Source organism: Burkholderia thailandensis E264 (assembly GCF_000012365.1).
GTDB classification, from domain to species: domain Bacteria; phylum Pseudomonadota; class Gammaproteobacteria; order Burkholderiales; family Burkholderiaceae; genus Burkholderia; species Burkholderia thailandensis.
In genome coordinates this window covers 1415563-1439682 of record NC_007651.1, presented here as the reverse complement: position 1 = coordinate 1439682, position 24120 = coordinate 1415563, and the positions used below count along the sequence as shown (strand labels likewise).

General features: G+C 68.5%; 22 protein-coding genes. 11 read left to right on the top strand and 11 right to left on the bottom strand.

The window, feature by feature from the left end; all coding sequences use genetic code 11:
* Positions 1-19 precede the first annotated feature (19 nt).
* Entirely contained in the window at positions 20-832 is an 813-nt protein-coding gene (gene proC / locus BTH_RS18760) for a pyrroline-5-carboxylate reductase (RefSeq protein ID WP_009889216.1), read from the top strand.
* A 227-nt stretch (positions 833-1059) separates the two neighbouring features.
* Here proC and ubiA read toward each other — a convergent pair whose 3' ends face one another.
* The 7 genes from ubiA to recG form a co-directional block, all read right to left on the bottom strand.
* Positions 1060-1923, bottom strand: a complete 864-nt coding sequence (ubiA, locus tag BTH_RS18755) for a 4-hydroxybenzoate octaprenyltransferase (protein WP_009889214.1) — start codon at positions 1921-1923, stop codon at positions 1060-1062.
* 592 nt (positions 1924-2515) lie between these two features.
* Entirely contained in the window at positions 2516-3004 is a 489-nt protein-coding gene (gene dpsA / locus BTH_RS18740; RefSeq protein ID WP_006025329.1) for a non-specific DNA-binding protein DpsA, read from the bottom strand.
* Positions 3005-3174: 170 nt separating this feature from the next.
* Positions 3175-3339, bottom strand: coding sequence for a hypothetical protein (locus BTH_RS18735; protein ID WP_011402012.1), 165 nt, complete (start codon positions 3337-3339; stop codon positions 3175-3177).
* 103 nt (positions 3340-3442) lie between these two features.
* The gene (gene katG / locus BTH_RS18730; protein WP_009889205.1) at positions 3443-5629 is read right to left on the bottom strand and encodes a catalase/peroxidase HPI; all 2187 of its coding nucleotides are present in this window, start codon (positions 5627-5629) and stop codon (positions 3443-3445) included.
* A 157-nt stretch (positions 5630-5786) separates the two neighbouring features.
* Positions 5787-5924 (bottom strand): hypothetical protein, encoded by a 138-nt coding sequence (locus tag BTH_RS34540; RefSeq protein ID WP_165981614.1) that lies wholly within the window; start codon positions 5922-5924, stop codon positions 5787-5789.
* A 167-nt stretch (positions 5925-6091) separates the two neighbouring features.
* Positions 6092-7051, bottom strand: a complete 960-nt coding sequence (locus BTH_RS18725) for a hydrogen peroxide-inducible genes activator (RefSeq protein WP_009889204.1) — start codon at positions 7049-7051, stop codon at positions 6092-6094.
* A gap of 120 nt (positions 7052-7171) precedes the next feature.
* Positions 7172-9751, bottom strand: coding sequence for an ATP-dependent DNA helicase RecG (gene recG, locus BTH_RS18720; protein ID WP_011402011.1), 2580 nt, complete (start codon positions 9749-9751; stop codon positions 7172-7174).
* Between the two features lie 148 nt (positions 9752-9899).
* Between recG and queA the strand changes: the two genes are divergently transcribed.
* The 5 genes from queA to secF all read left to right on the top strand — a co-directional run bounded on the left by queA (position 9900) and on the right by secF (position 16064).
* Positions 9900-10973: a tRNA preQ1(34) S-adenosylmethionine ribosyltransferase-isomerase QueA gene (gene queA / locus BTH_RS18715; protein ID WP_009889200.1), complete on the top strand. Its 1074-nt coding sequence runs from the start codon at positions 9900-9902 to the stop codon at positions 10971-10973.
* Between the two features lie 271 nt (positions 10974-11244).
* Positions 11245-12429, top strand: coding sequence for a tRNA guanosine(34) transglycosylase Tgt (gene tgt / locus BTH_RS18710; RefSeq protein ID WP_009889199.1), 1185 nt, complete (start codon positions 11245-11247; stop codon positions 12427-12429).
* A 214-nt stretch (positions 12430-12643) separates the two neighbouring features.
* The gene (gene yajC, locus BTH_RS18705; protein ID WP_009889197.1) at positions 12644-12970 is read left to right on the top strand and encodes a preprotein translocase subunit YajC; all 327 of its coding nucleotides are present in this window, start codon (positions 12644-12646) and stop codon (positions 12968-12970) included.
* 106 nt (positions 12971-13076) lie between these two features.
* Positions 13077-15098, top strand: coding sequence for a protein translocase subunit SecD (gene secD, locus BTH_RS18700; RefSeq protein WP_011402009.1), 2022 nt, complete (start codon positions 13077-13079; stop codon positions 15096-15098).
* Between the two features lie 15 nt (positions 15099-15113).
* A complete protein-coding gene (gene secF, locus BTH_RS18695) occupies positions 15114-16064 on the top strand; it encodes a protein translocase subunit SecF (RefSeq protein WP_009889195.1) in 951 nt (316 codons plus the stop codon).
* An 84-nt stretch (positions 16065-16148) separates the two neighbouring features.
* Here the strand turns inward: secF and BTH_RS18690 are convergent, their stop codons facing one another.
* From BTH_RS18690 to BTH_RS18675, 4 genes are all read right to left on the bottom strand, one after another.
* The gene (locus BTH_RS18690) at positions 16149-17432 is read right to left on the bottom strand and encodes an MFS transporter (protein ID WP_009889193.1); all 1284 of its coding nucleotides are present in this window, start codon (positions 17430-17432) and stop codon (positions 16149-16151) included.
* Positions 17433-17691: 259 nt separating this feature from the next.
* On the bottom strand, positions 17692-18270 hold the full coding sequence (locus tag BTH_RS18685; protein ID WP_009889191.1) for a YceI family protein: 579 nt from the start codon (positions 18268-18270) through the stop codon (positions 17692-17694).
* A 67-nt stretch (positions 18271-18337) separates the two neighbouring features.
* Positions 18338-18898: a YceI family protein gene (locus BTH_RS18680; RefSeq protein ID WP_009889190.1), complete on the bottom strand. Its 561-nt coding sequence runs from the start codon at positions 18896-18898 to the stop codon at positions 18338-18340.
* Positions 18899-18909: 11 nt separating this feature from the next.
* A complete protein-coding gene (locus tag BTH_RS18675; protein WP_009889188.1) occupies positions 18910-19473 on the bottom strand; it encodes a cytochrome b in 564 nt (187 codons plus the stop codon).
* Here BTH_RS18675 and BTH_RS35710 point away from each other — a divergent pair.
* The 5 genes from BTH_RS35710 to BTH_RS18650 all read left to right on the top strand — a co-directional run bounded on the left by BTH_RS35710 (position 19472) and on the right by BTH_RS18650 (position 23492).
* A complete protein-coding gene (locus BTH_RS35710) occupies positions 19472-19672 on the top strand; it encodes a hypothetical protein (protein ID WP_009908771.1) in 201 nt (66 codons plus the stop codon). The two genes, BTH_RS18675 and BTH_RS35710, sit on opposite strands and share 2 nt — an antisense overlap.
* Positions 19673-19737: 65 nt before the next feature.
* Entirely contained in the window at positions 19738-20394 is a 657-nt protein-coding gene (locus tag BTH_RS18665) for a paraquat-inducible protein A (RefSeq protein ID WP_009889187.1), read from the top strand.
* Positions 20391-21053, top strand: a complete 663-nt coding sequence (locus tag BTH_RS18660) for a paraquat-inducible protein A (protein WP_009889186.1) — start codon at positions 20391-20393, stop codon at positions 21051-21053. The genes BTH_RS18665 and BTH_RS18660 overlap by 4 nt, the downstream gene beginning before the upstream one ends.
* Complete coding sequence (locus tag BTH_RS18655) at positions 21046-22701, top strand: intermembrane transport protein PqiB (protein WP_009889184.1); 1656 nt, start codon at positions 21046-21048, stop codon at positions 22699-22701. The genes BTH_RS18660 and BTH_RS18655 overlap by 8 nt, the downstream gene beginning before the upstream one ends.
* Positions 22698-23492 (top strand): PqiC family protein, encoded by a 795-nt coding sequence (locus BTH_RS18650; RefSeq protein WP_009889181.1) that lies wholly within the window; start codon positions 22698-22700, stop codon positions 23490-23492. Before BTH_RS18655 ends, BTH_RS18650 begins: the two co-directional genes overlap by 4 nt.
* Positions 23493-24120: the final 628 nt, after the last annotated feature.

Here is a 24120-nt window from a genome sequence, read left to right as displayed (position 1 = left end):
CTCAACGGTCTCATTCATCATGAAAATCGCATTCATCGGCGGCGGCAACATGGCGGCCGCGTTGATCGGCGGACTCGTCAGGCGCGGCGTCGCGGCGAGCGAGCTGCTCGCCGTCGACATCAACGAAGATGCGCGTCAGCGCGCGCAAGCGCAATTCGGCGTGCGCACGGCGGCCGCCATCGACGCCACGCTCGCCGGCTACGACGCGATCGTGCTCGCCGTGAAGCCGCAGGTGCTCAAGGAGATCGCGACCGCGCTCGCGCCGCATCTGTCGACACAGCTCGTCGTCAGCATCGCGGCCGGCATTCGCGGCGCGGACCTGTCGCGCTGGCTCGGCGATTACGCGCGCGTCGTGCGCACGATGCCGAACACGCCGGCGCTCGTCGGCCTCGGCGTGACCGGCCTGTCCGCACTGCCGGGCGTCGACGCGGCGGGCCGCGATCTCGCATCGAAGGTGCTCGGCGCGGTCGGCGAGACGGTCTGGTTCGACGACGAATCGCAGCTCGACGCCGTCACCGCGATCTCGGGCAGCGGCCCCGCGTACGTGTTCTATTTCATCGAGGCGCTGCAGGAAGCGGCGCGCCAGCTCGGCATGAACGACGAGCAGGGCCGCGCGCTCGCGGTCGCGACGTTCGCGGGCGCCGCGCAGCTCGCGGTGCAGTCGGGCGAGCCCGCGAGCGTGCTGCGCGAGCGCGTGACGTCGAAGGGCGGCACGACGGCGGCCGCGCTGGCGTCGTTCGACGCGCAACACGTGAAGGACTCGATCGTGCGCGGCGTGCTCGCCGCACAGGCGCGCGCGAAGGAAATGGGCGACGAGCTGGGCGCTGCGTAACCGGCGGCTCGCCGAATCCGGGCGCGGCTCGCCGAATCCGGGTTCGTTGTGCGCGCGCCGCGCTCGCGCCGTCCTTCTTCTCTGCTCGGCGAGACTTGCCCGATCGCCCGCGGCGCTCATGCGGAAACGGGGCCCGCGCACGGCGTCGGCGCACAAAAAGAGAAAGCGGCCTGACGGCCGCTTTCCGTTCTCTGCCGCGCGAACGGACAAAGCCGCCGCCGCGGCGCCTACAGCGCACTCAGCGCGTAATGCGCGGCGATCCCCGCAAAAAGCGCGCCGCCGAGCCAGTTGTTGTGCCGGAACGCGGCGAAGCACGCCATCCGCTCGCGGTCCTTGATCAGCGTGTAATGGTAGATCGAGCAGCCGGCAGCCGCCGCCCAGCCCGCCCAGTAAGGCCAGCCGAAATGCTGCGTCACGCCCACCCACACGTAGATGCCGAGCATCGCCGCGTAGCAGAGCATGATCGCGAGCACGTCGTAGCGGCCGAACGTGATCGCCGACGTGCGCATGCCGATCTTCAGGTCGTCGTCGCGATCGACCATCGCGTACGCGGTGTCGTACGCGACCGACCAGAACACGTTGGCGGCCAGCAGCATCCATGCGAGCGCCGGCACCGTGTCCTGCACGGCCGCGAACGCCATCGGAATCCCGAAGCCGAACGCGATGCCGAGATACGCCTGCGGAATCGCGAAGAAACGCTTCATGAACGGATAGGTGGCCGCGACGAACACCGCGACGACGGACAGTTCCTTCGTCAACGCATTGAGCGGCAGGATCAGCAGAAACGACACGAGCGCAAGGCCGACCGCGATCGCGACCGCCTCCCATGCTCGAATCTTGCCCGACGTGAGCGGCCGCTCGGCTGTGCGCTTCACGTGGCGATCGAAATCGCGATCGGCGTAATCGTTGATCGCGCAGCCGGCCGAGCGCATCAGCAGCGTGCCGAGCACGAAGATGACGACGAGCGACGGCGCAGGATGTCCGTCGGACGCGATCCACAGCGCATTGAGCGTCGGCCACAGCAGCAGCAGGCTGCCGATCGGCTTGTCCATCCGGATCAGCCGCAAATAGAGGGGAAAACGGGCGAGCATCGGCGAGAACGGGCGGCGGGCCCGGAAACGTAACCCCGGCATTGTAGAACCGCACGGGATTTGCGGCAAAAACGCGGAGCGGCGCTATTGCCCTTTTTTGTCGATTCCGCCAGCGTTCGCACGTGCGCCCCGCCCGACCGCTTCGCTCGAATCGCGCAGGCCGCCCGCGCGCATGCGCGCGGCGCAACGCTTGGTCGGCACGACAAGCGGCGCGGCGCCCGCGCAATGGACACGCGGCGACCTCACGCCGAATGGGCTCACGCGCGACGCGCTCGCTCGCGGCGCGGCGCAGGCGCCCGCGCCCATCGGCACACGCTCACTCATCGTCCGCGCCGAGCCTGTCGACGAGCGCATCCTCCGGCTGCAGCACGCGCCCGCCCCGCGTGCGCGGCATCATCGGCGCGACGGGCTGCAACGCGTCCGGGCGGCCGGCAAGACATCCATCGGCTCGCTAGCCGCACGCAACAAAGCCTCCCGCGGCCGGGCCGCAAGAGGCTTCCATCGAACCGGTCGAATCGGTCGAATCGAGCCGAACCGCGATCGGCGCGCGCAGCGGCTTGGCGCCCGCCGCCCGCCGCTCGTCATGCTTGGTTCACGCCAGCAGCGAGCGCAGCATCCACGCGGTCTTCTCGTGCGTCTGCAGACGTTGCGTCAGCAGATCGGCGGTCGGCTCGTCGCTCGCCGCGTCGGCGTCCGGGAAGATCGCGCGCGCGGTGCGCACGACGGCCTCGTGCCCTTCGACGAGCTGGCGAATCATGTCCTCGGCGGCCGGCACGCCGTCCGCCTCCGGGATCGACGACAGCTTCGCGAATTCGCGATACGTGCCCGGCGCGACGACGCCGAGCGTGCGGATGCGTTCCGCGACGAGATCGACGGCGAGCCACAGTTCGTTGTACTGCTCCTCGAACATCAGGTGCAGCGTGTTGAACATCGGGCCCGTCACGTTCCAGTGGAAATTGTGCGTCTTCAGATACAGCGTGTACGTATCGGCAAGCAGGCGGGACAGTCCTGCCGCGATCTTCTTGCGGTCCTTGTCGCTGATGCCGATGTTGATCTGGGTTGCGTTGCTTTTCTTGGCCATCCTCGAAACTCCTTGTTCGATGGTTCGAACCGGCGAAAATGCATCGAAAAATCCGCACGCCTGATGCGACATGCGCGTCTGCGACATGCGCGTCCGCGATCTGCACGTTCAGTGCCGCACCAGTTTAACGTAGATCGCGATCGTCCAAATTGCGCGAAACGGATGCGCGCTCAACCACCCGCCGCGGCCGCGACGTGACGCGCGGCCTGGGCGACCAGCACGGCCGCGCCGCCGCCCGCGATCGCGAAACCGGCGAGCCGCCGCAACATGGCGGCGCTCGCGCGCTTGGCCGGCGCCGCGAGCGCCACGCGCATCTCGAGAATCATTTGCGTCATGATCGTCACTCCTTGAAACGATGGCGGCGGCACGGCGGAAAACGGCCGGCCATCCGGCCGGCCGCTCCCGTTCCATTGCCGCTGCGGCGGCGCGACGCCGCGATCAGGCGAGGTCGAAGCGGTCGAGGTTCATCACCTTGTTCCAGACCGCGACGAAATCGCGCACGAACTTCTCCTGCGCGTCCGCGCTGGCGTAGACCTCGGCGAGCGCGCGCAGTTGCGAATGCGAGCCGAACACGAGATCGACGCGCGTGCCCGTCCACTTGAGCGCGCCCGTCGCGCGGTCGCGCCCTTCGAACACGTCCGCGTCCGCCGACGCCGGCTTCCACTCGGTGCTCATGTCGAGCAGGTTCACGAAGAAGTCGTTGGTCAGCGCCTGCGCACGCGCGGTGAACACGCCGTGCCGGCTCTGCCCGGCGTTCGCGCCCAGCACGCGCAGGCCGCCCAGCAGCACCGTCATCTCCGGCGCGCTCAGCGTCAGCAGTTGCGCCTTGTCGACGAGCAGCACCTCGGCGGGCACCCGGTACTTGCCCTTCAGGTAGTTGCGGAAGCCGTCCGCGAGCGGCTCGAGCACGGCCATCGATTCGACGTCGGTCTGCTCCTGCGACGCATCCATGCGGCCCGGCGCGAACGGCACCGTCACCGCGTGGCCCGCGTTCTTCGCGGCCTGCTCGACGCCGGCGCAGCCGGCCAGCACGATCAGATCGGCGAGCGACACCCGCTTGCCGCCCGACTGCGCGCCGTTGAACGTCCGGCGGATCGCTTCGAGCGTCGCGAGCACCGTCGCGAGTTGCTCGGGCTGGTTCGCTTCCCAGTCCTTCTGCGGCGCAAGGCGAATGCGCGCACCGTTCGCGCCGCCGCGCTTGTCCGACCCGCGGAAGGTGGACGCCGCCGCCCACGCGGTCGACACGAGCTGCGACACGGACAGCCCCGACGCGAGCACCTGCGCCTTCAGCGCGGCGACGTCGGCGGCGTCGATCAGCGGATGGTCGACGGCCGGAATCGGGTCCTGCCACAACAGCTCCTCGGCCGGCACTTCCGGGCCGAGATAGCGCGCGCGCGGGCCCATGTCGCGGTGGGTGAGCTTGAACCACGCGCGCGCGAACGCATCGGCGAACTCGTCGGGGTGCTCGTGGAAGCGGCGCGAGATCTTCTCGTACGCCGGATCGAAGCGCAGCGACAAGTCGGTCGTCAGCATCGTCGGCCGATGCTTCTTCGACGGATCGAACGCGTCCGGAATCACCGCGTCGGCGTCCTTCGCGACCCACTGGTGCGCGCCCGCCGGGCTCTTCGTCAGTTCCCATTCGTAGCCGAACAGGTTCTCGAAGAAGTTGTTGCTCCACTGCGTCGGCGTCTTCGTCCACGTGACCTCGAGGCCGCTCGTGATTGCGTCCGCGCCCTTGCCCGTGCCGTACGCGCTCTTCCAGCCGAGGCCCTGCTCCTCGAGGCCCGCGGCCTCCGGCTCGGGGCCGACGTTCGACGCGGGCCCCGCGCCGTGGGTCTTGCCGAACGTATGGCCGCCCGCGATCAGCGCGACCGTCTCTTCGTCGTTCATCGCCATGCGCGCGAAGGTGTCGCGAATGTCGCGCGCCGCCGCGACCGGATCGGGATTGCCGTCCGGGCCTTCGGGATTCACGTAGATGAGGCCCATCTGCACGGCGGCGAGCGGGTTCTCGAGTTGGCGATCGCCCGAGTAGCGGCTGTTCGGGCCGCCGCTCAGCTCCAGCCAGATCTTTTCCGAGCCCCAGTAGACATCCTCGGGCTCCCACGTGTCCGCGCGGCCGCCCGCGAAGCCGAAGGTCTTGAAGCCCATCGATTCGAGCGCGACGTTGCCCGTCAGGATCAGAAGGTCGGCCCACGAAATGCTGCGGCCGTATTTCTGCTTGATCGGCCACAGCAGCCGGCGCGCCTTGTCGAGGTTCGCGTTGTCGGGCCAGCTGTTGAGCGGCGCGAAGCGCTGCTGCCCTTCGCCCGCGCCGCCTCGGCCGTCGGCCGTGCGGTAGGTGCCCGCGCTATGCCACGCCATGCGGATGAACAGGCCGCCGTAGTGGCCGAAATCGGCCGGCCACCAGTCCTGCGACGTGGTCATCAACGCGTGGAGATCGCGCTTCACCGCCGCGAGGTCGAGCTTCTCGAACGCTTGCGCGTAGTTGAAATCCCTGTCCATCGGATCGGACAGCGACGAGTGCCGATGCAGGGCGCTCAGGTCCAGCTGATCGGGCCACCAGTCCCGGTTCGACGTGCCGTTGCCTGCGGCGTGATGGAACGGGCACTTCGCTTCATTCGACATGCGATTTCTCCTTTGTTCGTGTACGCCCGCCTACGCGGCCCGGCATCGAAGCCGGGCATCGTTCGGTAAGCGACTTTGCGGGGAAACAAACAGGTTGATCCCTCCTGCGTGCGACGCGACGCGTGGCGCGAAAAAGCGGGCCGGCGCCCGGCGGCGCTCAGCCGCCACAGGCGCGGTCCGCGAGATAGGCGACCGCGATCGGACGCAGGCTCCGGATGGCAGCCCTGGCACGATCAATGACCGTCACGCGCGGTGCAATGTTCCGCCGCGCGCGCGGCAATGCCGGTTGCATCATGACATCCTCCCTTGACGCTTGCAGTTACCGTCCGGCGGCGTTGCGCCGATCCATGGGAAGCATTCTATATATAGCTATCGATATATGTAATTTGATAAATTTTATATATCCGATAGGCAAAAATAAACGGGGCCGCAAGGCCCCGCCCGGGCGGATGCGCGGCGCGCTCAATTCACCGTAGCCGGGATGTCGAGCTTCGCCACGCCGGGCAACTCGCATGCGGCGATCGCCTCGCTGATCGCGTCGATCGCCGGCATCCGCGTGAAGCTCTTGCGCCACACGAGCACGACGCGCCGATCCGGCACCGGGTCCTCGAACGGCACGTAGGACAGCAGGTCCGCGTCCGGTCCGCTTGCATGCGGCCCCACCTCGGCGACCGACATCCGCGGCAGCACCGTGATCCCGACGCCGCTCGCGACCATGTGGCGGATCGTCTCGAGCGACGAGCCTTCGAACGTCTTCTGAATGCCGTCCGCCGTCTGCGAAAAATGCATCAGCTCCGGACATACGCCGAGCACGTGGTCGCGGAAGCAATGGCCGTTGCCGAGCAGCAGCATCGTCTCCTGCTTCAGGTCGGCCGCGTCGATCTTGCGGCGCGTCCCCCATGGATGCCCGGTGGGCAGCGCGACGACGAACGGCTCGTCGTACAGCGGCCGCACCATCAGGCCGGTTTCGGGAAACGGCAATGCCATGATCGCCGCGTCGATCTCGCCCTGTTTGAGCAGCTCGAGCAGCTTCAGCGTGTAGTTCTCCTGCAGCATCAACGGCATTTGCGGCACGCGGCGAATCATCTGCTTGACGAGCGTCGGCAGCAGATAGGGCCCGATCGTATAGATCACGCCGAGCCGAAACGGCCCGATGAGCGGATCCTTGCCCTGCTTCGCGATCTCCTTGATCGCGAACGTCTGCTCGAGCACGCGCTGCGCTTGCGTGACGATCTGGTCGCCGATCGGCGTCACGCTCACCTCGCTCGCGCCGCGCTCGAAGATCTGCACGTTCAACTCGTCTTCCAGCTTCTTGATCGCGACCGACAGCGTCGGCTGGCTGACGAAGCAGGCTTCGGCCGCCCGGCCGAAATGGCGCTCGCGCGCGACCGCGACGATGTACTTCAGTTCAGTAAGCGTCATTGCAAGTTAATCAATCATTTAATGACGATAGATTAAATTTATACACTGGTTTGGGCCGATTCGCCAACCTTCGCCGAAAAGATCCGCTGTCGCGGCGCGCGCGGCCGCCACGCCGAACGCTCAAGCCTTCAGGTACTGCTCGCGCGCGCCGAGCCAGCGCGCGAGATGCTGCGCGACGACGTCCGGATGGCCGGCGATGAGGTGCGCGGCCGCGTCGCGCGCCGGCTCGATCAGCCAGCCGTCGTTTTCCAGATCCGCGAAGCGCAGCATCGCCGCGCCGGACTGGCGCGCGCCGAGAAACTCGCCGGGGCCGCGAATCTCCAGATCGCGGCGCGCGATCTCGAAGCCGTCGGTCGTCTCGCGCATCGTCTTCAGCCGCGCGCGGCCCGCGATCGACAGCGGCCCGCTATACATCAGCACGCACACCGACGCGGCGGTGCCGCGCCCGACGCGCCCGCGCAACTGGTGCAATTGCGCGAGCCCGAAGCGCTCGGCGTGCTCGATCACCATCAGCGACGCGTTCGGCACGTCGACGCCGACTTCGATCACCGTCGTCGCGACGAGCAGTTGCACGTCGTTGCGCGAGAACGCGTCCATCACGGCCGCTTTCTCCGCGGGCGCGAGCCGGCCGTGCACGAGCCCCACCTTCAGCTCGGGCAGCGCGGCGGCGAGCGTCTCGTAGGTCTCGACGGCCGTCTGCAACTGCAGCGTCTCGCTTTCCTCGATGAGCGGGCATACCCAGTACACCTGGCGGCCCGCGAGCGCCGCCTCGCGCACGCGCCCGATCACCTCGTCGCGGCGCGCATCCGACACGAGCCGCGTGAGGATCGGCGTGCGGCCGGGCGGCAACTCGTCGATCGTCGACACGTCGAGATCCGCGTAATACGTCATCGCGAGCGTGCGCGGGATCGGCGTGGCCGACATCATCAACTGGTGCGGCTGAAAGCCCGCCGCGCCGTCGGCCGCGTTCGCCGCCTTCGCGCGCAACGCGAGGCGCTGCTCGACGCCGAAGCGGTGCTGCTCGTCGACGATCACGAGCCCGAGCCGCGCGAATTCGACGGTGTCCTGAATCATCGCGTGCGTGCCGATCACGAGCCGCGCGGTGCCGAGCGCGGCCGCCTCGAGCGCCGCGCGCTTGTCCTTCGTCTTCAGGCTGCCGGCGAGCCACGCGACCGACACGCCGAGCGGCTCTAGCCAGCCGCGCAGCTTGCGCGCGTGCTGCTCGGCGAGGATTTCGGTCGGCGCCATCAGCGCGGCCTGGTAGCCCGCGTCGATCGCCTGCGCGGCGGCCAGCGCCGCGACGACCGTCTTGCCGCTGCCGACGTCGCCCTGCAGCAGGCGCTGCATCGGGTGCGGCTGCGTGAGATCGTGCGCGATCTCCGCGACGACCCGCTCCTGCGCGGCCGTCAGCGTGAACGGCAGCGCCGCGTACAGGCGCGCGGACAGCGACGCGCCATCGTCGCGCGCGCGGCGCGGCATCGCGGGGGCGGCGCGCGTGCGGCGCTCCTCGTGCGCGCGCTTGAGCGACAGTTGCTGCGCGAGCAGCTCGTCGAACTTGATGCGCGTCCAAGCGGGGTGCGTGCCGTCGATGAGCGCGGTCTCGTCCGCGCCGACGCCCGGGTGATGCAGAATCCGCACGGCATCGGCGAGGGACGGCACGTCGAGCGGCTGCAGATACGCACGCGCGACCTCCGGCGGCAACAGCTCGGGCAGCGGCGTGCGGGTCAACGCATTGTCGATCGCCTTGCGCAGATACGCCTGCGACACGCCCGCCGTGCTCGGATAGACGGGCGTGAGCGCCTGCGGCAGCGGCGCGTCCTCGTCGACGACCCTCACGCTCGGATGCACGATCTCCAGGCCGAAGAAGCCGCCGCGCACGTCGCCGCGCACGCGCAGCCGCTGGCCGACCGCCATCTGCTTGACCTGCGAGCCGTAGAAGTTCAGAAAGCGCAGCACGAGCTCGGCGCCGTCGTCGTCGCGCAGCTTCACGAGCAACTGGCGGCGCGGCCGGTACGCGATCTCGTTGTCGAACACGACGCCTTCCGTTTGCGCGGTCTCGCCCGGCAGCAATTCGCGCATCGGCGTGAGCGTCGTCTCGTCCTCATAGCGCATCGGCAGATGCAGGACGAGGTCGATGTCGCGCGTCAAGCCGAGCTTCGCGAGCTTGTCGGCAGTCTTCAGGGACTTCGGCGCGGCCTTGGCGCCGGCTGCGTCGGCCGCGGCCTTGGATGCGGCTTTCGATGCGGACTTCGCCGCGCGTTTGGCGGGCTTCGCGTCGCCGGCGGGCGCCGCGTCGTCTTGCATCGCGCGCGGCGCGCGAGCCGCCTGGGCGGCGGCCGGCACGACGCGGCCGTCGGCCGTGCGGCCGCGCGGCGTCGAAGCCGTCGACGACCGCACGCCGGCTTCGGCGCCGAATTCCGCCCAGGCCGCCGCGTGAGGCGGCTGCCCGGGCGCCGCATCGAACGGGGCTGCGGCATCCGCGGCGCCCCGGCTGCCCGGTGCGTCGCTCACGCTTGACGCACGGGTCTCGCGCACCTTCGTCGCGCGGCGCGCCCGATGCGGCGCGCCCGCGTCCGTCGCGTCCGTCGCGTGCGCCCCAGCGGGCGCGGCGCGGGTCGCGGCGTCGCCCGACGCGGCGTCGTCGGCGAATGCGTCGGCTTCGGCGGGATCGGCTACGGAACGGCGAACGGGCACTGGCATCGGTCGGAAGGCTAGCAAGTACAATAGCGGCTTTCACGTCGCCCCAACGAGCGACGCCGGCCAAGCCGCGCAACCCCGCCATCATAGCGGCTCGCGCGTGCCGCGACGCGCTTTGTCCGTCAGGCCGGCCGCCCCGGCCCCGTTTCGCATGCTCACGCTTTCCGATTTCGATTTCGATCTGCCGCCCGAGTTGATCGCGCAAACCGCGCTGCCCGAACGCAGCGCGAGCCGCCTGCTCGAGGTGGACAACGCGAGCGCGCCGCCGCGCCTCGTCGACCGGCGCTTCGCCGAATTGCCCGCGTGCGTCGCGCCGGGCGACCTGCTCGTCTTCAACGACACGAAGGTTCTGAAGGCGCGCTTCTTCGGCCGCAAGGCGAGCGGCGGCAAGATCGAGGTGCTGATCGAGCGCGTCACCGGCCAGCGCACCGCGCTCGCGCAGATCCGCGCGAGCAAGAGCCCCGCGCCCGGCACGACGCTCACGCTCGCCGACGCGTTCGACGTGACGGTCGGCGAGCGCGTCGAGCCGTTCTTCACGCTGCACTTCCCCGACGATTGCCTCGTGCTGATCGAACGCCACGGCCGGCTGCCGCTGCCGCCGTACATCGAGCACACGCCCGACGCGACCGACGAGGCCCGCTATCAGACCGTGTTCGCCGCGAATCCGGGCGCCGTCGCCGCGCCGACGGCCGGCCTGCACTTCGACGACGCGGTGCTCGCCGCGCTCGATGCGCGCGGCGTCGAGCGCGCGACGCTCACGCTGCACGTCGGCGCGGGCACGTTCCAGCCGGTGCGCGTCGAGAACATCGCCGAGCACAGGATGCATCGCGAGTCGTACGAGCTGACCGACGCGCTCGTCGAGAAGATCGCCGCCACCCGCGCGCGCGGCGGCCGCGTGATCGCGGTCGGCACGACGTCGATGCGCGCGCTGGAGGCGGCCGCGCGCGACGCGGACGCCGCCGGCCGGCCGCTCGCCGCGACGCGGGCGGAAACCGACATCTTCATCACGCCGGGCTACCGCTTTCGTGTCGTCGACCGGCTCGTGACGAATTTCCACTTGCCGAAATCGACGCTGCTGATGCTCGTGTCCGCATTTGCCGGCGTCGACACGATCCGCGCCGCGTACCGGCACGCGATCGATGCGCGCTACCGCTTCTTCAGCTACGGCGACGCGATGCTGCTCACGCGGCGCGACGCGGCCGAGGAAACGCACGGCGGCGGGTAAGCGCGGCGGATTCGGAGGGTCGGAGATTTGTCGGCTTGGCAGTTCGGCGGCTCAGCGGCTCAGCGGCTCAGCGGCTCAGCGGCTCAGCGGCTCAGCGGCAAGGTAACGCCCATCGCGAGCCGAACCGCCTCGCTTCACCTTTTTTCCATCGCGGCAAGCCGCCGGCTCGCCGCGCCTGCAACATGCGCCGGAGTTGTCGATCCGGAGTCAGCGCTCGAGCGCATACTCCGGTCCCGTGCAAAGCGCTTCCGGTGGCAAGGAGTCCAACCAGATGACGACCGAAGGTCCATCGCACGATACGCCCACGGGCATTCGCCCGCATAACGGCCTGAAATTCGAACTGCTGACGACCGACGGCCGCGCGCGCCGCGGCCGCGTGACGCTCAATCACGGCGTCGTCGAGACGCCGATCTTCATGCCGGTCGGCACGTACGGCACCGTGAAGGCCGTGCAGCCGCGCGAGCTCGACGAGATGCGCGCGCAGATCATCCTCGGCAACACGTTCCACCTGTGGCTGCGCCCCGGCCTCGAGACGATCGACGCGCACGGCGGGCTGCACCGCTTCATGGGCTGGAACAAGCCGATCCTCACCGATTCGGGCGGCTTCCAGGTGTTCTCGCTCGGCGATCTGCGCAAGATCACCGAGGAAGGCGTCACGTTCGCGTCGCCGATCAACGGCGACCGGCTGTTCCTGTCGCCGGAAGTGTCGATGCAGATCCAGAAGACGCTGAATTCCGACATCGTGATGCAGTTCGACGAATGCACGCCGTACGCGACGAACGGCGTGCCGACGACGCACCGGGAAGCGGCCGAATCGATGCGGATGTCGCTGCGCTGGGCGAAGCGCTCGCTCGCCGAGTTCGAGCGCCTCGGCAATCCGAACGCCCTGTTCGGCATCGTGCAGGGCGGCATGTACGAGGACCTGCGCGACGAATCGCTCGCCGGGCTCTCGGAACTCGGCTTCCACGGCCTCGCGATCGGCGGGCTGTCGGTCGGCGAGCCGAAGGAGGACATGATGCGCGTGCTCGAGCACGTCGCGCCGCGCCTGCCCGCCGACAAGCCGCACTACCTGATGGGCGTGGGCACGCCGGAGGATCTCGTCGCAGGCGTCGCGGCGGGCGTCGACATGTTCGACTGCGTGATGCCGACCCGCAACGCGCGCAACGGCTGGCTGTTCACGCGCTTCGGCGACGTGAAGATCCGCAACGCGACGCACAAGAATTCGCTCAAGCCGCTTGACGAGACCTGCGGCTGCTACACGTGCCGACATTTCTCTCGCGGCTACCTGCACCATCTGCATCGCGTCGGCGAGATTCTCGGCGCGCAGTTGAACACGATCCACAACCTGCACTACTACCTCGAGCTGATGCGCGAGATCCGCGAGGCGATCGAGACGCACACGTTCGAGGCGTTCCAAAAGCGCTTCGCGCAGGACCGCGCGCGCGGCGTCGACTGACGGGGCGCGACGGCGCATCGCGCGGTCGCGCCGCGCATGCCGGCCGCCGCGCCTGCCCCGCAAAACCTTACAATCATCTTTCGCAACACGCGCGAACGCTGCCGGATCGAAGTTAACAGCTTGAAACCAAAGCGCATTTGCGCCGCTGTCGCGGTTAGGGCCGGTGGTAGAATAACCGGCTTATTTTTCGATCTTCCCTAACGGAGAGACCAACGTGTCGTTCATTTCCAATGCCTATGCGCAAGGCGCAGCGGGCGGTGCCGAATCGAGCCTGATGAGCTTCCTGCCGCTCATCCTGATGTTCGCGGTGCTCTACTTCATCATGATCCGTCCGCAGATGAAGCGGCAGAAGGAGCATCGCAACATGCTCGCCGCGATGGCGAAGGGCGACGAAGTGGTGACGAGCGGCGGGCTCGTCGGCAAAGTGACGAAGGTCTCGGAAGCGTACATTGGCGTCGAGATCGCCGAAGGCACCGAGATCACCGTGCAGAAGTCGGCCGTCACGACCATCCTGCCGAAGGGCACGATCAAATCGCTGTAAGCCCCGCCCCGCGTCCGGCCGCCCGGCGCCCGCGCAGCGAAGCGCGCGGCCGAGGCCGGCGCCGGACGCGGCGCCATTCCAGCCAACCATCCCGTTCGGCCCCCTCATGAATCGTTATCCAATCTGGAAATATGTGGTGATGGTCGTGGCGCTCGCCATCGGCTTTCTGTACACATTGCCCAACTTCTTCGGCGAAGCGCCGGCGGTGCAGGTATCGAGCGGCAAGGCCACGGTCAAGCTCGGCGCCGATACGCTCGCGCAGGTCGAGGCAGCGCTGAAGGCCAACCAGGTCGCGGCCGACGACGTCACGTTCGACAACTCCAGCGCCAACGCGACGATCCGCGTGCGCCTGAAGGACACCGACACGCAGTTGCGCGTGAAGGACATGCTGCAGAAGACGCTGAACGCCGATCCGAACGATCCGCAGTACATCGTCGCGCTGAACCTGCAGAGCGCGTCGCCGCGCTGGCTGACCGCGCTGCACGCGCTGCCGATGTATCTCGGCCTCGATCTGCGCGGCGGCGTCCACTTCCTGCTGCAAGTCGACATGACGGGCGCGCTGACGAAGAAGCTCGATTCCGACGCGTCCGACGCCCGCACGCAGCTGCGCGACAAGGGCATCCGCGACGGCGGCGTCGCCCGCGTCGACCAGACTGTCGTCGCGAACTTCGCCGACCAGGACACCGCCGAGCAGGCGCGCAAGCTGCTCGTCTCGTCCGTCTCCGAACTCCAGTGGGCGACGCAGCCGGGCGGCGGCGGCTATCAGGTCGTCGGCACGTTCACGCCGGCCGTCCAGAAGGCCGTCGAGGAAGCGGCGCTCAAGCAGAACCTGACGACGCTGCACAACCGCGTCAACGAGCTCGGCGTGTCCGAGCCGATCCTCCAGCAGCAGGGCAACGACCGCATCGTCGTCGAGCTGCCGGGCGTGCAGGACACCGCGAAGGCGAAGGACATCATCGGCCGCACGGCGACGCTCGAGGCGCGCCTGGCCGATCCGCTCAACACGCATCCGAATCCCAACGATCCGGTGCCGCCGGGCGAGGAACTGTTCACGCAGGGCAACCAGGTGCCGGTGCTGCTCAAGAAGCAGGTGATCTTCACGGGCGACCGCATCATCGACGCATCCGCGGGCTTCGACGAGCATCAGCGTCCGTCCGTCAACATCCGCCTCGATTCGGCGGGCGGCCGCGCGGTGCGCGCGGTGTCGCGCGAGAACATCGGCAAGCCGATGGCGATGGTGCTGTTCGAGAAGGGCAAGGGCGAAGTGCTGACCGTCGCGACGATCCAGTCGGAGCTCGGCGACCGCTTCCAGATCACGGGCCAGCCGACTCCGCAGGCCGCCGCCGATCTCGCGCTGCTGCTGCGCGCGGGCTCGCTCGCCGCGCCGATGGACATCATCGAGGAACGCACGATCGGCCCGAGCCTCGGCGCGGACAACATCCGGATGGGCTTCCATTCGGTGATCTGGGGCTTCGTCGCGATCGCCGTGTTCATGATCGCGTACTACATGCTGTTCGGCGTCGTGTCGGTGCTCGGCCTGTCGGTGAACCTGCTGCTGCTCGTCGCGGTGCTGTCGCTGATGCAGGCGACGCTCACGCTGCCCGGCATCGCGGCCATCGCGCTCGCGCTCGGCATGGCGATCGACTCGAATGTGCTGATCAACGAGCGCATCCGCGAAGAACTGCGCCGCGGCGCATCGCCGCAGATCGCGATCCAGGAAGGCTATGCGCATGCATGGGCGACGATTCTCGATTCGAACGTGACGACGCTGATCGCGGGCCTCGCGCTGCTCGCGTTCGGCTCGGGCCCGGTGCGCGCGTTCGCGATCGTGCACTGTCTCGGCATCCTGACGTCGATGTTCTCCGCAGTGTTCTTCTCGCGCGGCCTCGTGAACCTCTGGTACGGCGGGCGCAAGAAGCTGCAGTCGCTCGCGATCGGCCAGGTGTGGCGCCCCGCCGAGGCCGGCGCCGCGCCGCAGCTCGGCCAGGACGCGCGCGCGAACGCGCCGCAGCCCGGCGCACGCGTGGCCGCGCCGAAGCAGCCGGCGGGCGCGCCGCGCACCGGCAAGCCGGTCGCGCGCCGCCGCTCGGGCCCGGGCGTGCCGCCCAAGCAGGGCTCGTCCAACTAAGCGCCGGAGACGCACATGGAATTTTTCCGCATCCGTAAAGACATTCCGTTCATGCGGCACGCGTTGGTCTTCAACGTGGTCTCGCTCGTGACGTTCCTCGCCGCCGTGTTCTTCCTGTTCCATCGCGGACTGCATCTGTCCGTCGAATTCACGGGCGGCACGGTGATCGAAGTGCAGTATCAGCAGACCGCGCAGCTCGAACCCGTGCGCGCGACGCTCGGCACGCTCGGTTACGCCGACGCGCAGGTGCAGAACTTCGGCACGTCGCGCAACGTGCTGATTCGCCTGCCGCTCAAGCAGGGCCTCACGTCCGCGCAGCAGAGCGACCAGGTGATGGCCGCGCTGAAGGCGCAGAACGCCGACGTCGCGCTGCAGCGCGTCGAGTTCGTCGGCCCGCAGGTCGGCAAGGAGCTCGCGACCGACGGCCTGCTCGCGCTCGCGTGCGTCGTGATCGGCATCGTCATCTATCTGTCGTTCCGCTTCGAATGGAAGTACGCGGTCGCCGGCATCATCGCGAACCTGCACGACGTCGTGATCATTCTCGGCTTCTTCGCATTCTTCCAGTGGGAGTTCTCGCTGTCGGTGCTGGCGGCGGTGCTCGCGGTGCTCGGCTACTCGGTCAACGAATCGGTCGTCATCTTCGACCGGATTCGCGAGACGTTCCGCCGCGAACGCAAGATGACCGTGCAGGAAGTGATCAACCATGCGATCACGAGCACGATGTCGCGCACGATCATCACGCACACGTCGACGGAAATGATGGTGCTGTCGATGTTCTTCTTCGGCGGCCCGACGCTGCACTACTTCGCGCTCGCGCTGACGGTCGGCATCATGTTCGGCATCTATTCGTCGGTGTTCGTCGCCGGCTCGCTCGCGATGTGGCTCGGCATCAAGCGCGAGGACCTCGTCAAGGAGAAGAAGTCCGCGCACGATCCGAACGATCCGAACGCAGGCGCGCAGGTATAAGCGCCCTGCCCGCACGACAAGGCCGGTTCCTCGCGAACCGGCTTTTTTTCGTCCGCCGTTCTTTTGCCCGCCGGACGCCGCGCGTCAGCGGAACCCGAAGCGCCGCCGCAGCGCGACGAGCGCCGCGATGCTCACGAGCGCGGCGAAGATCAGGTAGAAGCTCGGCGCGGCCTTCGTGCCCGTCGCGCGGATCAGCCACGCGATGATGAACGGGCCGAATCCGCCGAAGATCGTCACCGCGACGTTGTACGCGAGCGACATGCCGGTCGTGCGTGTCCGAACCGGAAAGATCTCGGACAGCAGGCCCGGCAGCGCGGCGAAATAGCCGGTCATCAGGAATGCGAACGCGATCTGCACGGCGATCAGCGCGCCGAACGTCGGATGCGCGGCGAGCCATGCGAACGCCGGATAGATCAGCACGAGGATCGCGAGCGCCGGCACGAACATCGTTCGCACGCGGCCGTGACGATCGGACCAGTGGCCGACCACCGGTGCGAAGCCCATCTGGATCACGCCGACGGCGAGGATCGCCGCGAACGCGGACGACGGCGCGAGCTTCAGTTCCTTGACACCGTATGTCGGCATGAACAGCACGAGATAGGTCGCGACGGTGCCGAGCACGACCGCGCCGATCGCGGCGGCAAGCCGCCCCTTGTGCGCGGCGAACGTGTCGCGCAGCGGGTTCGCGGCGGGCTCCGATGCGAGGAATTCGGGTGTCTCGTCGACCTTCGAGCGGATGTAGTACGCAACGGGCCCGAGCAGCAGCCCGAAGCAGAACGGCACGCGCCAGCCCCACGACGCCATCTGCGCGGGCGTGAGCCACGCGTTGAGCGCCGTGCCGAAGATCGCCGCGAGAAGCGTCGTGAGCCCCTGGCTCGCGACCTGCCAGCTCGAGAAAAAGCCGCGCCGCCCCGGCACGTGCTCGGCGAGGAACGCGGTCGCGCTGCCGAACTCGCCGCCCGCGGAAAAGCCCTGCATCAGCCGCGCGCCGACGAGCATGAGCGGCGCCGCGATCCCGATCGTCGCGTAGGTCGGCAGCACCGCGATGACGAGCGTGCCCGCCATCATCAGCAGGATCGACAGCGTGAGCGCGGCCTTGCGGCCGTGGCGGTCCGCGTACGCGCCGAGCACGATCGCGCCGAGCGGACGCATGAAGAACGACACGCCGAACGTGCCGAGCGTCAGCAGCAGCGACACGGCGTCGTTGCCGGCGGGAAAGAACAGTCGCGAGATCGTGACCGCGAAGAAGCCGTAGACGACGAGATCGAACCATTCGAGCGCGTTGCCGATCGACGCGGCGGCGACGGCCCGCCACACGCGCGGGGAGACGGTATCGGCCGCGGGCAAGGCCGCGTCGGCTGCGTGCATGGTGTCTCCTGATCGTTGTCGTCGATGTCCGGCGCGGGCCGCCCTGCCTGCCCGCCCGCGCCGGGCGCACGCGCGAGAGCGGCGCGGAATCGGACAGCGCACGCCGGCGGCGAATGCCGACGACAGGTGCGCACGATTATAGGCACGCGCCACACGCGCCCCAAAAAAAACCGCCGCGCCCGATACGGGACGCGGCGGTTCGTCGGCGCGACGCGGCGGCCGCGCATCGCACGCGGCGCGCGGCGGCTTCGCGAAACGCTTACTGCTTGACTGCTTCGGCCGTGATGAGCAGCTTCGTCTTCATCTTGAAGCCGTACTGCTTGCCGTAGTCGAGGCCGAAGTCGTCGCGGTTGAACTCGCCGACCGCGTCGACGCCGCACACTTCCTTCTTCAGCATCGGATGCGGCATGCACTTGAACGAATCGATCTTCAGCGTCACGGGCTTCGTCACGCCGTGCAGCGTCAGGTTGCCGACGACCTCGGCCGGCTTGTCGCCTTCGAACTTGATCGTGCCCTTGTAGGTCGCGTCCGGATACTTCGCCGAATCGAAGAAGTCGGCCGTCTGCAGGTGCTCGTCGAGCTTCTGGCTGCCGGTCGCGATCGATGCGACCTTCGTCGTCACGTCGACGGTGCCCGTCTTCGCCGCGCGGTCGAGCGTCACGGTGCCGCTCGACTGGTCGAACTTGCCGCGCCACACCGACAGGCCGCCGAAGTGATCCGCCTCGAAGCTCGGATACGTGTGGCTCGGGTCGAACTGGTACGTGGCGGGCGCCGCATGCGCCGAGAACGACAGGGCGGCGGCGAGCGCGCCCGCCGCGATCATCAGTTGCTTGTTCAAATCAATCTCCTTATGACGGCGCCGCGCTCAGAGGCGGCGCGAGGGGTGGTGCGAACCGCCGCGCGCGTTACTTCGCGGCGACGATGTGAAACTTGATCTGCACTTCGTCGGCGACGACCGACGTGTCCTTCCATTCGCCCGTGCCGACGTTGAACGTCGAGCGCTTGATCGGCAGCACGCCGTCGAAGACCTGCGCGGCGCCGCTCTGCGTGACCGTCACGGGCACGGTCACGGGCACCGTCTTGCCCTTGATCGTCAGCTTGCCGGACACGTTGTACTTGTTGCCGCCCGCGGGCGCGATCGCGGTCGATACGAAGCTCGCCTGCGGATACGTCTTCGCGTCGAACCAGTCCTTGCCCGCGACCTGATCGTTGTACATCTGGTCGCCGAGATCATAGCTCGCGACGTCGATCGTCATCTGCGCGCTGCCCTGCGCGGCTTTCGCCGGATCGAACTTGATCTGCGCGGAAAACTTCTTGAACACGCCTTCCGTCGGCACGTTCATCTGCTTCGAGACAGCCGACACCTTGCTCTTCGCGACGTCGACCTGCGCGAGCGCGGCGCCCGACACGGCGACCGAAGCGGCGGCGAACACCGCGAGCATGTAGCGGTAAAACGAGACTTTCATAACGGTCCTTGTTATTTGAGGAAGGGAAGCATCCGCGACAGCACGCCGTCGCGGTCGAACCACTGGTGCTTGACGACCGCGGCGACGTGCGCGGCGACGAGCGCGAGCAGGCCGTAGTTGAGCAGCACGTGCGCCGCCTTCAGCGTTTCCTTCAGCGCGGGGTCCGGGTCGATCAGGCGCGGCAGCGGCACGAGCCCGAGATAGACGACCGGAATGTTCGCGGCCGAGCTGTACAGGTAGCCCGTCACCGGAATCACGAGCATCAGCACGTAAAGGAGCCCGTGCACCACGTGCGCGCCCGCGCGCTGCCACGCCGGCATGCCGGCCGGCATCGGCGGCGGCACGTGAGTCGCGCGCCAGAGCACGCGCACGATCGCGATCGCGAACACCGTCACGCCGATCCACTTGTGCCACGAGTAATATTTGAGCTTCGCCGGCGTGAAGCCCGGAATGCTCGTCATTACCCAGCCGAGCGCGAAACCGCACACGATCAGGAGCGCGATCAGCCAGTGGAGCGCGATCGCGGTGCGCGTGTAAGCTGCTGCGGGCGCAGCCGACGACGAATACGATGCCATGAATTCCTCAGTTGAGCGAAAAGCCGCGCCGGCGCTGCCGCATGAGCCGTCCGACGCATGTTACGGCCGCCATGCTACCGCAACCGCCGGCGAATCGCAGAATCCCGAAACGGCCGCCGCCGCCGTGCCGGCCAGCCGGCGCGCGGCCGGCGCCATCCGGCCGGCATCGACGCTTGACACTTCGGAAATCGCGTTTTGATAAGATTGGCGCGGGTTCCGGCCCTGTGAACGCGTCGCTGCGACGCCGCGCAACCGCCTTTCCATATGGACAGAAACACCCTGATTGCCTGCCACGAATGCGACGCACTGTTGCACAAACCGCGCCTTAGCGGCAAGGACACCGCCCGCTGCCCGCGCTGCGACGCGCTGCTTTACCGGAGCGGCTCGGCGCAGGTGGACCGTATCTGCGCGCTCACGACGGGCGCGCTGATCACGTTCCTGATCGCGCAGGGCTTCCCGATCCTCGAAATGGACGTGAACGGCATGCGCGTGCAGACGACGCTCTTCGGCGCGCTCGAGGCGATGTGGAATCAGGGGATGCCGCTCGTCGCGGTGATGGTGTTCTGCTCGACGCTGCTGTTTCCGCTCGTCGAGATGTCCGCGCTGCTCTACGTGCTCTTTCCGCTGCGCTCGGGCGCGGTTCCGCCCGGCTTCAACGGCGTGCTGCGCGCGATCCAGTTCGTGCGCCCGTGGGGGATGATCGAGGTGTTCATGCTCGGCATCCTCGTGACCATCGTCAAGATGGTGAGCCTCGCGCGCGTGGTCCCCGAGGCCGCCCTCTTCGCGTTCGCGGCGCTCACGCTGATGCTCGCCGTGGTCGTGATGTTCGATCCGCGCACGCTGTGGGACGTCGCCGATTCGCTGCGCGGGCGCGCGGCCGGCGCGGCGCCCGGCCCGACCGACGAGGCGGGCGCGCGATGACCGAAATCGTTACCGCCGCGCGCGCCGGCATGGCAAGCTGCCATGCATGCGGCCACGTGCAGAAACTCGCGCGGCCGTCGCCGGCTTCGCCCGGCTCGCACGACAGGCCCGAGCACTGCGCGCGCTGCGGCGCCGCGCTGCACTCGCGCACGCCGGACAGCATCGCGCGCACGCTCGCGCTGCTGATCGCCGCCGCGATCCTCTACATTCCGGCGAACCTGCTGCCGATCATGCGCACCGCGTCGATCGTCGGCTCGCAGGAAGACACGATCATGAGCGGCGTCGTCTATTTCTGGACGTCGGGCGAATGGCCGCTCGCCGTCGTCGTGTTCGTCGCGAGCATTCTCGTGCCGATGATGAAGCTCGGCGTGCTCGCGATCCTCGTCTACACCGCGCAGCGCCGCTCCGCGTGGCGGCCGATGCAGCGCACCAAGCTCTACCGGATCGTCGAGCGGATCGGCCGCTGGTCGATGCTCGACATCTTCGTCGTCACGCTGACGGTCGCGCTCGTCCATTTCCGCTCGCTCGCGGTGATCACGGCGGGCCCCGGCGCGCTCGCGTTCGGCTCCGTCGTGATCCTGACGATGCTCGCGTCGATGCAATTCGATCCGCGTCTCATCTGGGACAACGTAGAAAACTCAGGGAATCCTCATGAATAGACCGCAAGGCCCGCAACACGACCCGAACGCGGCCCCTCCCACCCCGCCCGGCGGCGAGCCGCCGGTACTTCCCGAGCCCGTGATCACGCGGCGCTCCGGCTGGCTGCCGTCGCTCGTGTGGCTCGTGCCGCTCGTCGCCGCGCTGATCGGCATCGGGCTCGTCGTCAAATCGGTGCTCGAGCGCGGGCCGGAGGTCACGATCAGCTTCAAGAGCGCCGAGGGCCTCGAGCCCGGCAAGACGCAGGTCAAGTACAAGGACGTCGAGATCGGAATGGTCAAGACGATCAAGCTGTCGAAGGATCTGTCGCACGTGCTCGTCGAGGTTCAGTTGAAGAAGGAAGCCGAGAACTTCGCCGTGAAGGGCACGCGCTTCTGGGTCGTGCGCCCGCGCATCGGCGCGACGGGCGTGTCGGGGCTCGGCACGCTGCTGTCGGGCGCGTACATCGGCGTCGACGCGGGCCGCTCGGAAGAGACCGAGAAATCTTTCACCGGGCTCGAAACGCCGCCCGCCGTCACGGGCGACCAGAAGGGCACGCAGTACGTGCTGCGCGGCGATTCGCTCGGCTCGATCGACATCGGCTCGCCGGTCTACTACCGGCGCGTGCAGGTGGGCCAGGTCGTCGGCTTTTCGCTCGACAAGGACGGCACGGGCGTCACGTTCCGCGTGTTCGTCAACGCGCCTTACGATCAATACGTCGGCCTGAACTCGCGCTGGTGGCAGGCGAGCGGCGTCGATCTGCGGCTCGATTCGAGCGGCTTCAAGCTGAACACGCAGTCGCTCGCGACGGTGATCCTCGGCGGCATCGCGTTCCAGTCGCCGCCGAACCAGACAGCCGGCTCGCCCGCGCCGAACAACATGACGTTCCGCCTGGGCGCCGACGAAGGCGACGCGATGCGCGAGCCGGACGGCGAGCCGGTGCAGGTCGTGATGAACTTCAATCAGTCGCTGCGCGGGCTGTCGGTGGGCGCGCCCGTCGACTTCCGCGGCATCGTGCTCGGCCAGGTGACGAACATCGGCATCGATTTCGATCCGAAGACGAAGAACTTCACGATGCCGGTGACGATGAACGTCTACCCCGACCGGCTCGGCCGGAAGTTCCGCGAGGCGGCGCAGGACAAGGGCTACGCGGCGCGGCGCGAGATGCTGTCGCGGCTCGTCCAGCACGGGCTGCGCGGCCAGCTGCGCACGGGCAACCTGCTGACGAGCCAGCTGTACGTCGCGCTCGACTTCTTCCCGAAGGCCGCGCCCGCGAAGATCGATCTCGCCCGCGAGCCGGTCGAGCTGCCGACCGTGCCGAACACGCTCGACGAACTGCAGCTGCAGGTCGCCGACATCGCGAAGAAGCTCGACAAGGTGCCGTTCGACCAGATCGGCACGAACCTGAACAGCGCGCTTGCGAACGCGGACAAGCTGTTCAAGCGGCTCGACACGGAAGTCGCGCCCGAGGCGCGCGACACGCTGTCCGCGGCGAAGCAGACGTTCACGACCGCGGAAGCGACGCTGCAGCAGGATTCGCCGCTGCAATCGGACGTGCGCGGCGCGCTGAAGGAGCTCACGCGCACGCTGCAGTCGCTCAACGCGCTCGCCGACTACCTCGAACGGCATCCCGAATCGCTGCTGAAAGGCAAACCAGGAGATCAGAAATGACCGCACGCTCGCTCCAACCGGCGCGTGTTTCGCGCGCCGCGGCTGCCGCGGCTGCCGTTACCGCGGCGGCCACGCTCGCGGCCTGCTCGTCGTCGCCGCCCGCACACTTCTATACGCTCGACGCGACGGCCGCCGGCGCCGGCGCCGGCGCCGCACGGACCGTCAGCGCGAATCCCGCGTTCCTGATCCAGGTGCCGGCCGTCGACGTGCCGGAGCAGGTCGCGAAGAATCAGTTCGTCGTGCAAAAAAACGCCGCGCAGGTCGACGTGCTCGAGCAAGAGCGCTGGGCATCGCAGCCCGCCGACGAGATCCGCCGCGCGCTATCGTCGGCGCTCACGCGACGGCTCGACACGATCGACGTCGCGAACGCCGCGTATCCGGCGGGCGTGCCCGTCTACCGGGTCAGCGTGAACGTCCAGCGCTTCGAGTCGTGGCCGGGCAGGCACGCGGCGCTCGCGGCCGTCTGGAGCGTGCGCGCGCTGCCGAGCCAGGCGGTGATGACCTGCCGCACCGACGTCGTCGAGCCGGTGCAGGCGGGCTACGACGCGCTTGTCGCGGGCCATCGGCGGGCGATCGGCGCGCTGGCCGACCAGATCGCGGCCGGCGTGCGCGCGATCGCGGCCGCGCGCGCGAATGACGCGACGAACGGCGCGGCGGCGAAAAAGGCGTCGGCTGCGCCAAAACATGCGGCGGCCGACGATTCGGCCGCACTCGCGCCTCCCGTCGCGCGCTGTCCGGCGGGGCCGGCCGCGGCGGCGGCGGAATCGCAGCATGGCGGCGACGCGCGGTGACGCCCGCGCCGGCCGCCGTGACGCCGGTGCGGGCCGCCGGGGAACACGCGCGATCGGCGCGCGCGGACGGACTCGGCAGCGGCAGCGGCAGCGGCAGCGCCGTATGATCCGATCGGTCCGACGGATAGCGGCGGTGGGATAACGGCGGTGGAGCTGGCGGAAGCGGCGCAAGTCGCTCGGTCGACAGCCGGAAGCCGCGGGCGCGGCCGATCGCCGCAGATCGCCCGCCCCAGCCATCGCCGAGCCGGTCGGGCCGCCCCGACGGGCGTCCGCGGCCCGGCGTTTCCTCGGCGCGCCGAACCCGGCAGGAAGCCGCGCCCGTCGGTCCGTCTGTCGGTCCGTCTGTCGGCCCGCTCGACCCAGCGCCCGCGCCCGGCCGCCGGGTGGCCCGAAGGCCCGGAAGCCCGAAATCCGTGTGCCCCGTGCCCCGTTTGACATTGTTTTTCGATTCGACTGAGGAACCGACGCCGCTGCCGACAGTCGCCTTGCGTTTTTCGCGTCGATTGACGATCCTACGCACCTTCCGGCGGGCCGGGGCCATCATGCGCGCGAAGCGGCGCCGCCCCGCCGTCGTCCCGGACCACCGTGCCGGTCCGTCATCGCGCCGCGCGCCGCGGCGCCGCGCATT

What these genes read in the sequence shown, in the direction of transcription:
- proC (WP_009889216.1), top strand. Translation starts at nt 20, where the DNA reads ATGAAAATCGCATTCATCGGCGGCGGCAACATGGCGGCCGCGTTGATC.
- ubiA (WP_009889214.1), bottom strand. Translation starts at nt 1,923, where the DNA reads ATGCTCGCCCGTTTTCCCCTCTATTTGCGGCTGATCCGGATGGACAAG.
- dpsA (WP_006025329.1), bottom strand. Translation starts at nt 3,004, where the DNA reads ATGGCCAAGAAAAGCAACGCAACCCAGATCAACATCGGCATCAGCGAC.
- BTH_RS18735 (WP_011402012.1), bottom strand. Translation starts at nt 3,339, where the DNA reads ATGACGCAAATGATTCTCGAGATGCGCGTGGCGCTCGCGGCGCCGGCC.
- katG (WP_009889205.1), bottom strand. Translation starts at nt 5,629, where the DNA reads ATGTCGAATGAAGCGAAGTGCCCGTTCCATCACGCCGCAGGCAACGGC.
- BTH_RS34540 (WP_165981614.1), bottom strand. Translation starts at nt 5,924, where the DNA reads ATGATGCAACCGGCATTGCCGCGCGCGCGGCGGAACATTGCACCGCGC.
- BTH_RS18725 (WP_009889204.1), bottom strand. Translation starts at nt 7,051, where the DNA reads ATGACGCTTACTGAACTGAAGTACATCGTCGCGGTCGCGCGCGAGCGC.
- recG (WP_011402011.1), bottom strand. Translation starts at nt 9,751, where the DNA reads ATGCCAGTGCCCGTTCGCCGTTCCGTAGCCGATCCCGCCGAAGCCGAC.
- queA (WP_009889200.1), top strand. Translation starts at nt 9,900, where the DNA reads ATGCTCACGCTTTCCGATTTCGATTTCGATCTGCCGCCCGAGTTGATC.
- tgt (WP_009889199.1), top strand. Translation starts at nt 11,245, where the DNA reads ATGACGACCGAAGGTCCATCGCACGATACGCCCACGGGCATTCGCCCG.
- secD (WP_011402009.1), top strand. Translation starts at nt 13,077, where the DNA reads ATGAATCGTTATCCAATCTGGAAATATGTGGTGATGGTCGTGGCGCTC.
- secF (WP_009889195.1), top strand. Translation starts at nt 15,114, where the DNA reads ATGGAATTTTTCCGCATCCGTAAAGACATTCCGTTCATGCGGCACGCG.
- BTH_RS18690 (WP_009889193.1), bottom strand. Translation starts at nt 17,432, where the DNA reads ATGCACGCAGCCGACGCGGCCTTGCCCGCGGCCGATACCGTCTCCCCG.
- BTH_RS18680 (WP_009889190.1), bottom strand. Translation starts at nt 18,898, where the DNA reads ATGAAAGTCTCGTTTTACCGCTACATGCTCGCGGTGTTCGCCGCCGCT.
- BTH_RS35710 (WP_009908771.1), top strand. Translation starts at nt 19,472, where the DNA reads ATGAATTCCTCAGTTGAGCGAAAAGCCGCGCCGGCGCTGCCGCATGAG.
- BTH_RS18675 (WP_009889188.1), bottom strand. Translation starts at nt 19,473, where the DNA reads ATGGCATCGTATTCGTCGTCGGCTGCGCCCGCAGCAGCTTACACGCGC.
- BTH_RS18665 (WP_009889187.1), top strand. Translation starts at nt 19,738, where the DNA reads ATGGACAGAAACACCCTGATTGCCTGCCACGAATGCGACGCACTGTTG.
- BTH_RS18660 (WP_009889186.1), top strand. Translation starts at nt 20,391, where the DNA reads ATGACCGAAATCGTTACCGCCGCGCGCGCCGGCATGGCAAGCTGCCAT.
- BTH_RS18655 (WP_009889184.1), top strand. Translation starts at nt 21,046, where the DNA reads ATGAATAGACCGCAAGGCCCGCAACACGACCCGAACGCGGCCCCTCCC.
- BTH_RS18650 (WP_009889181.1), top strand. Translation starts at nt 22,698, where the DNA reads ATGACCGCACGCTCGCTCCAACCGGCGCGTGTTTCGCGCGCCGCGGCT.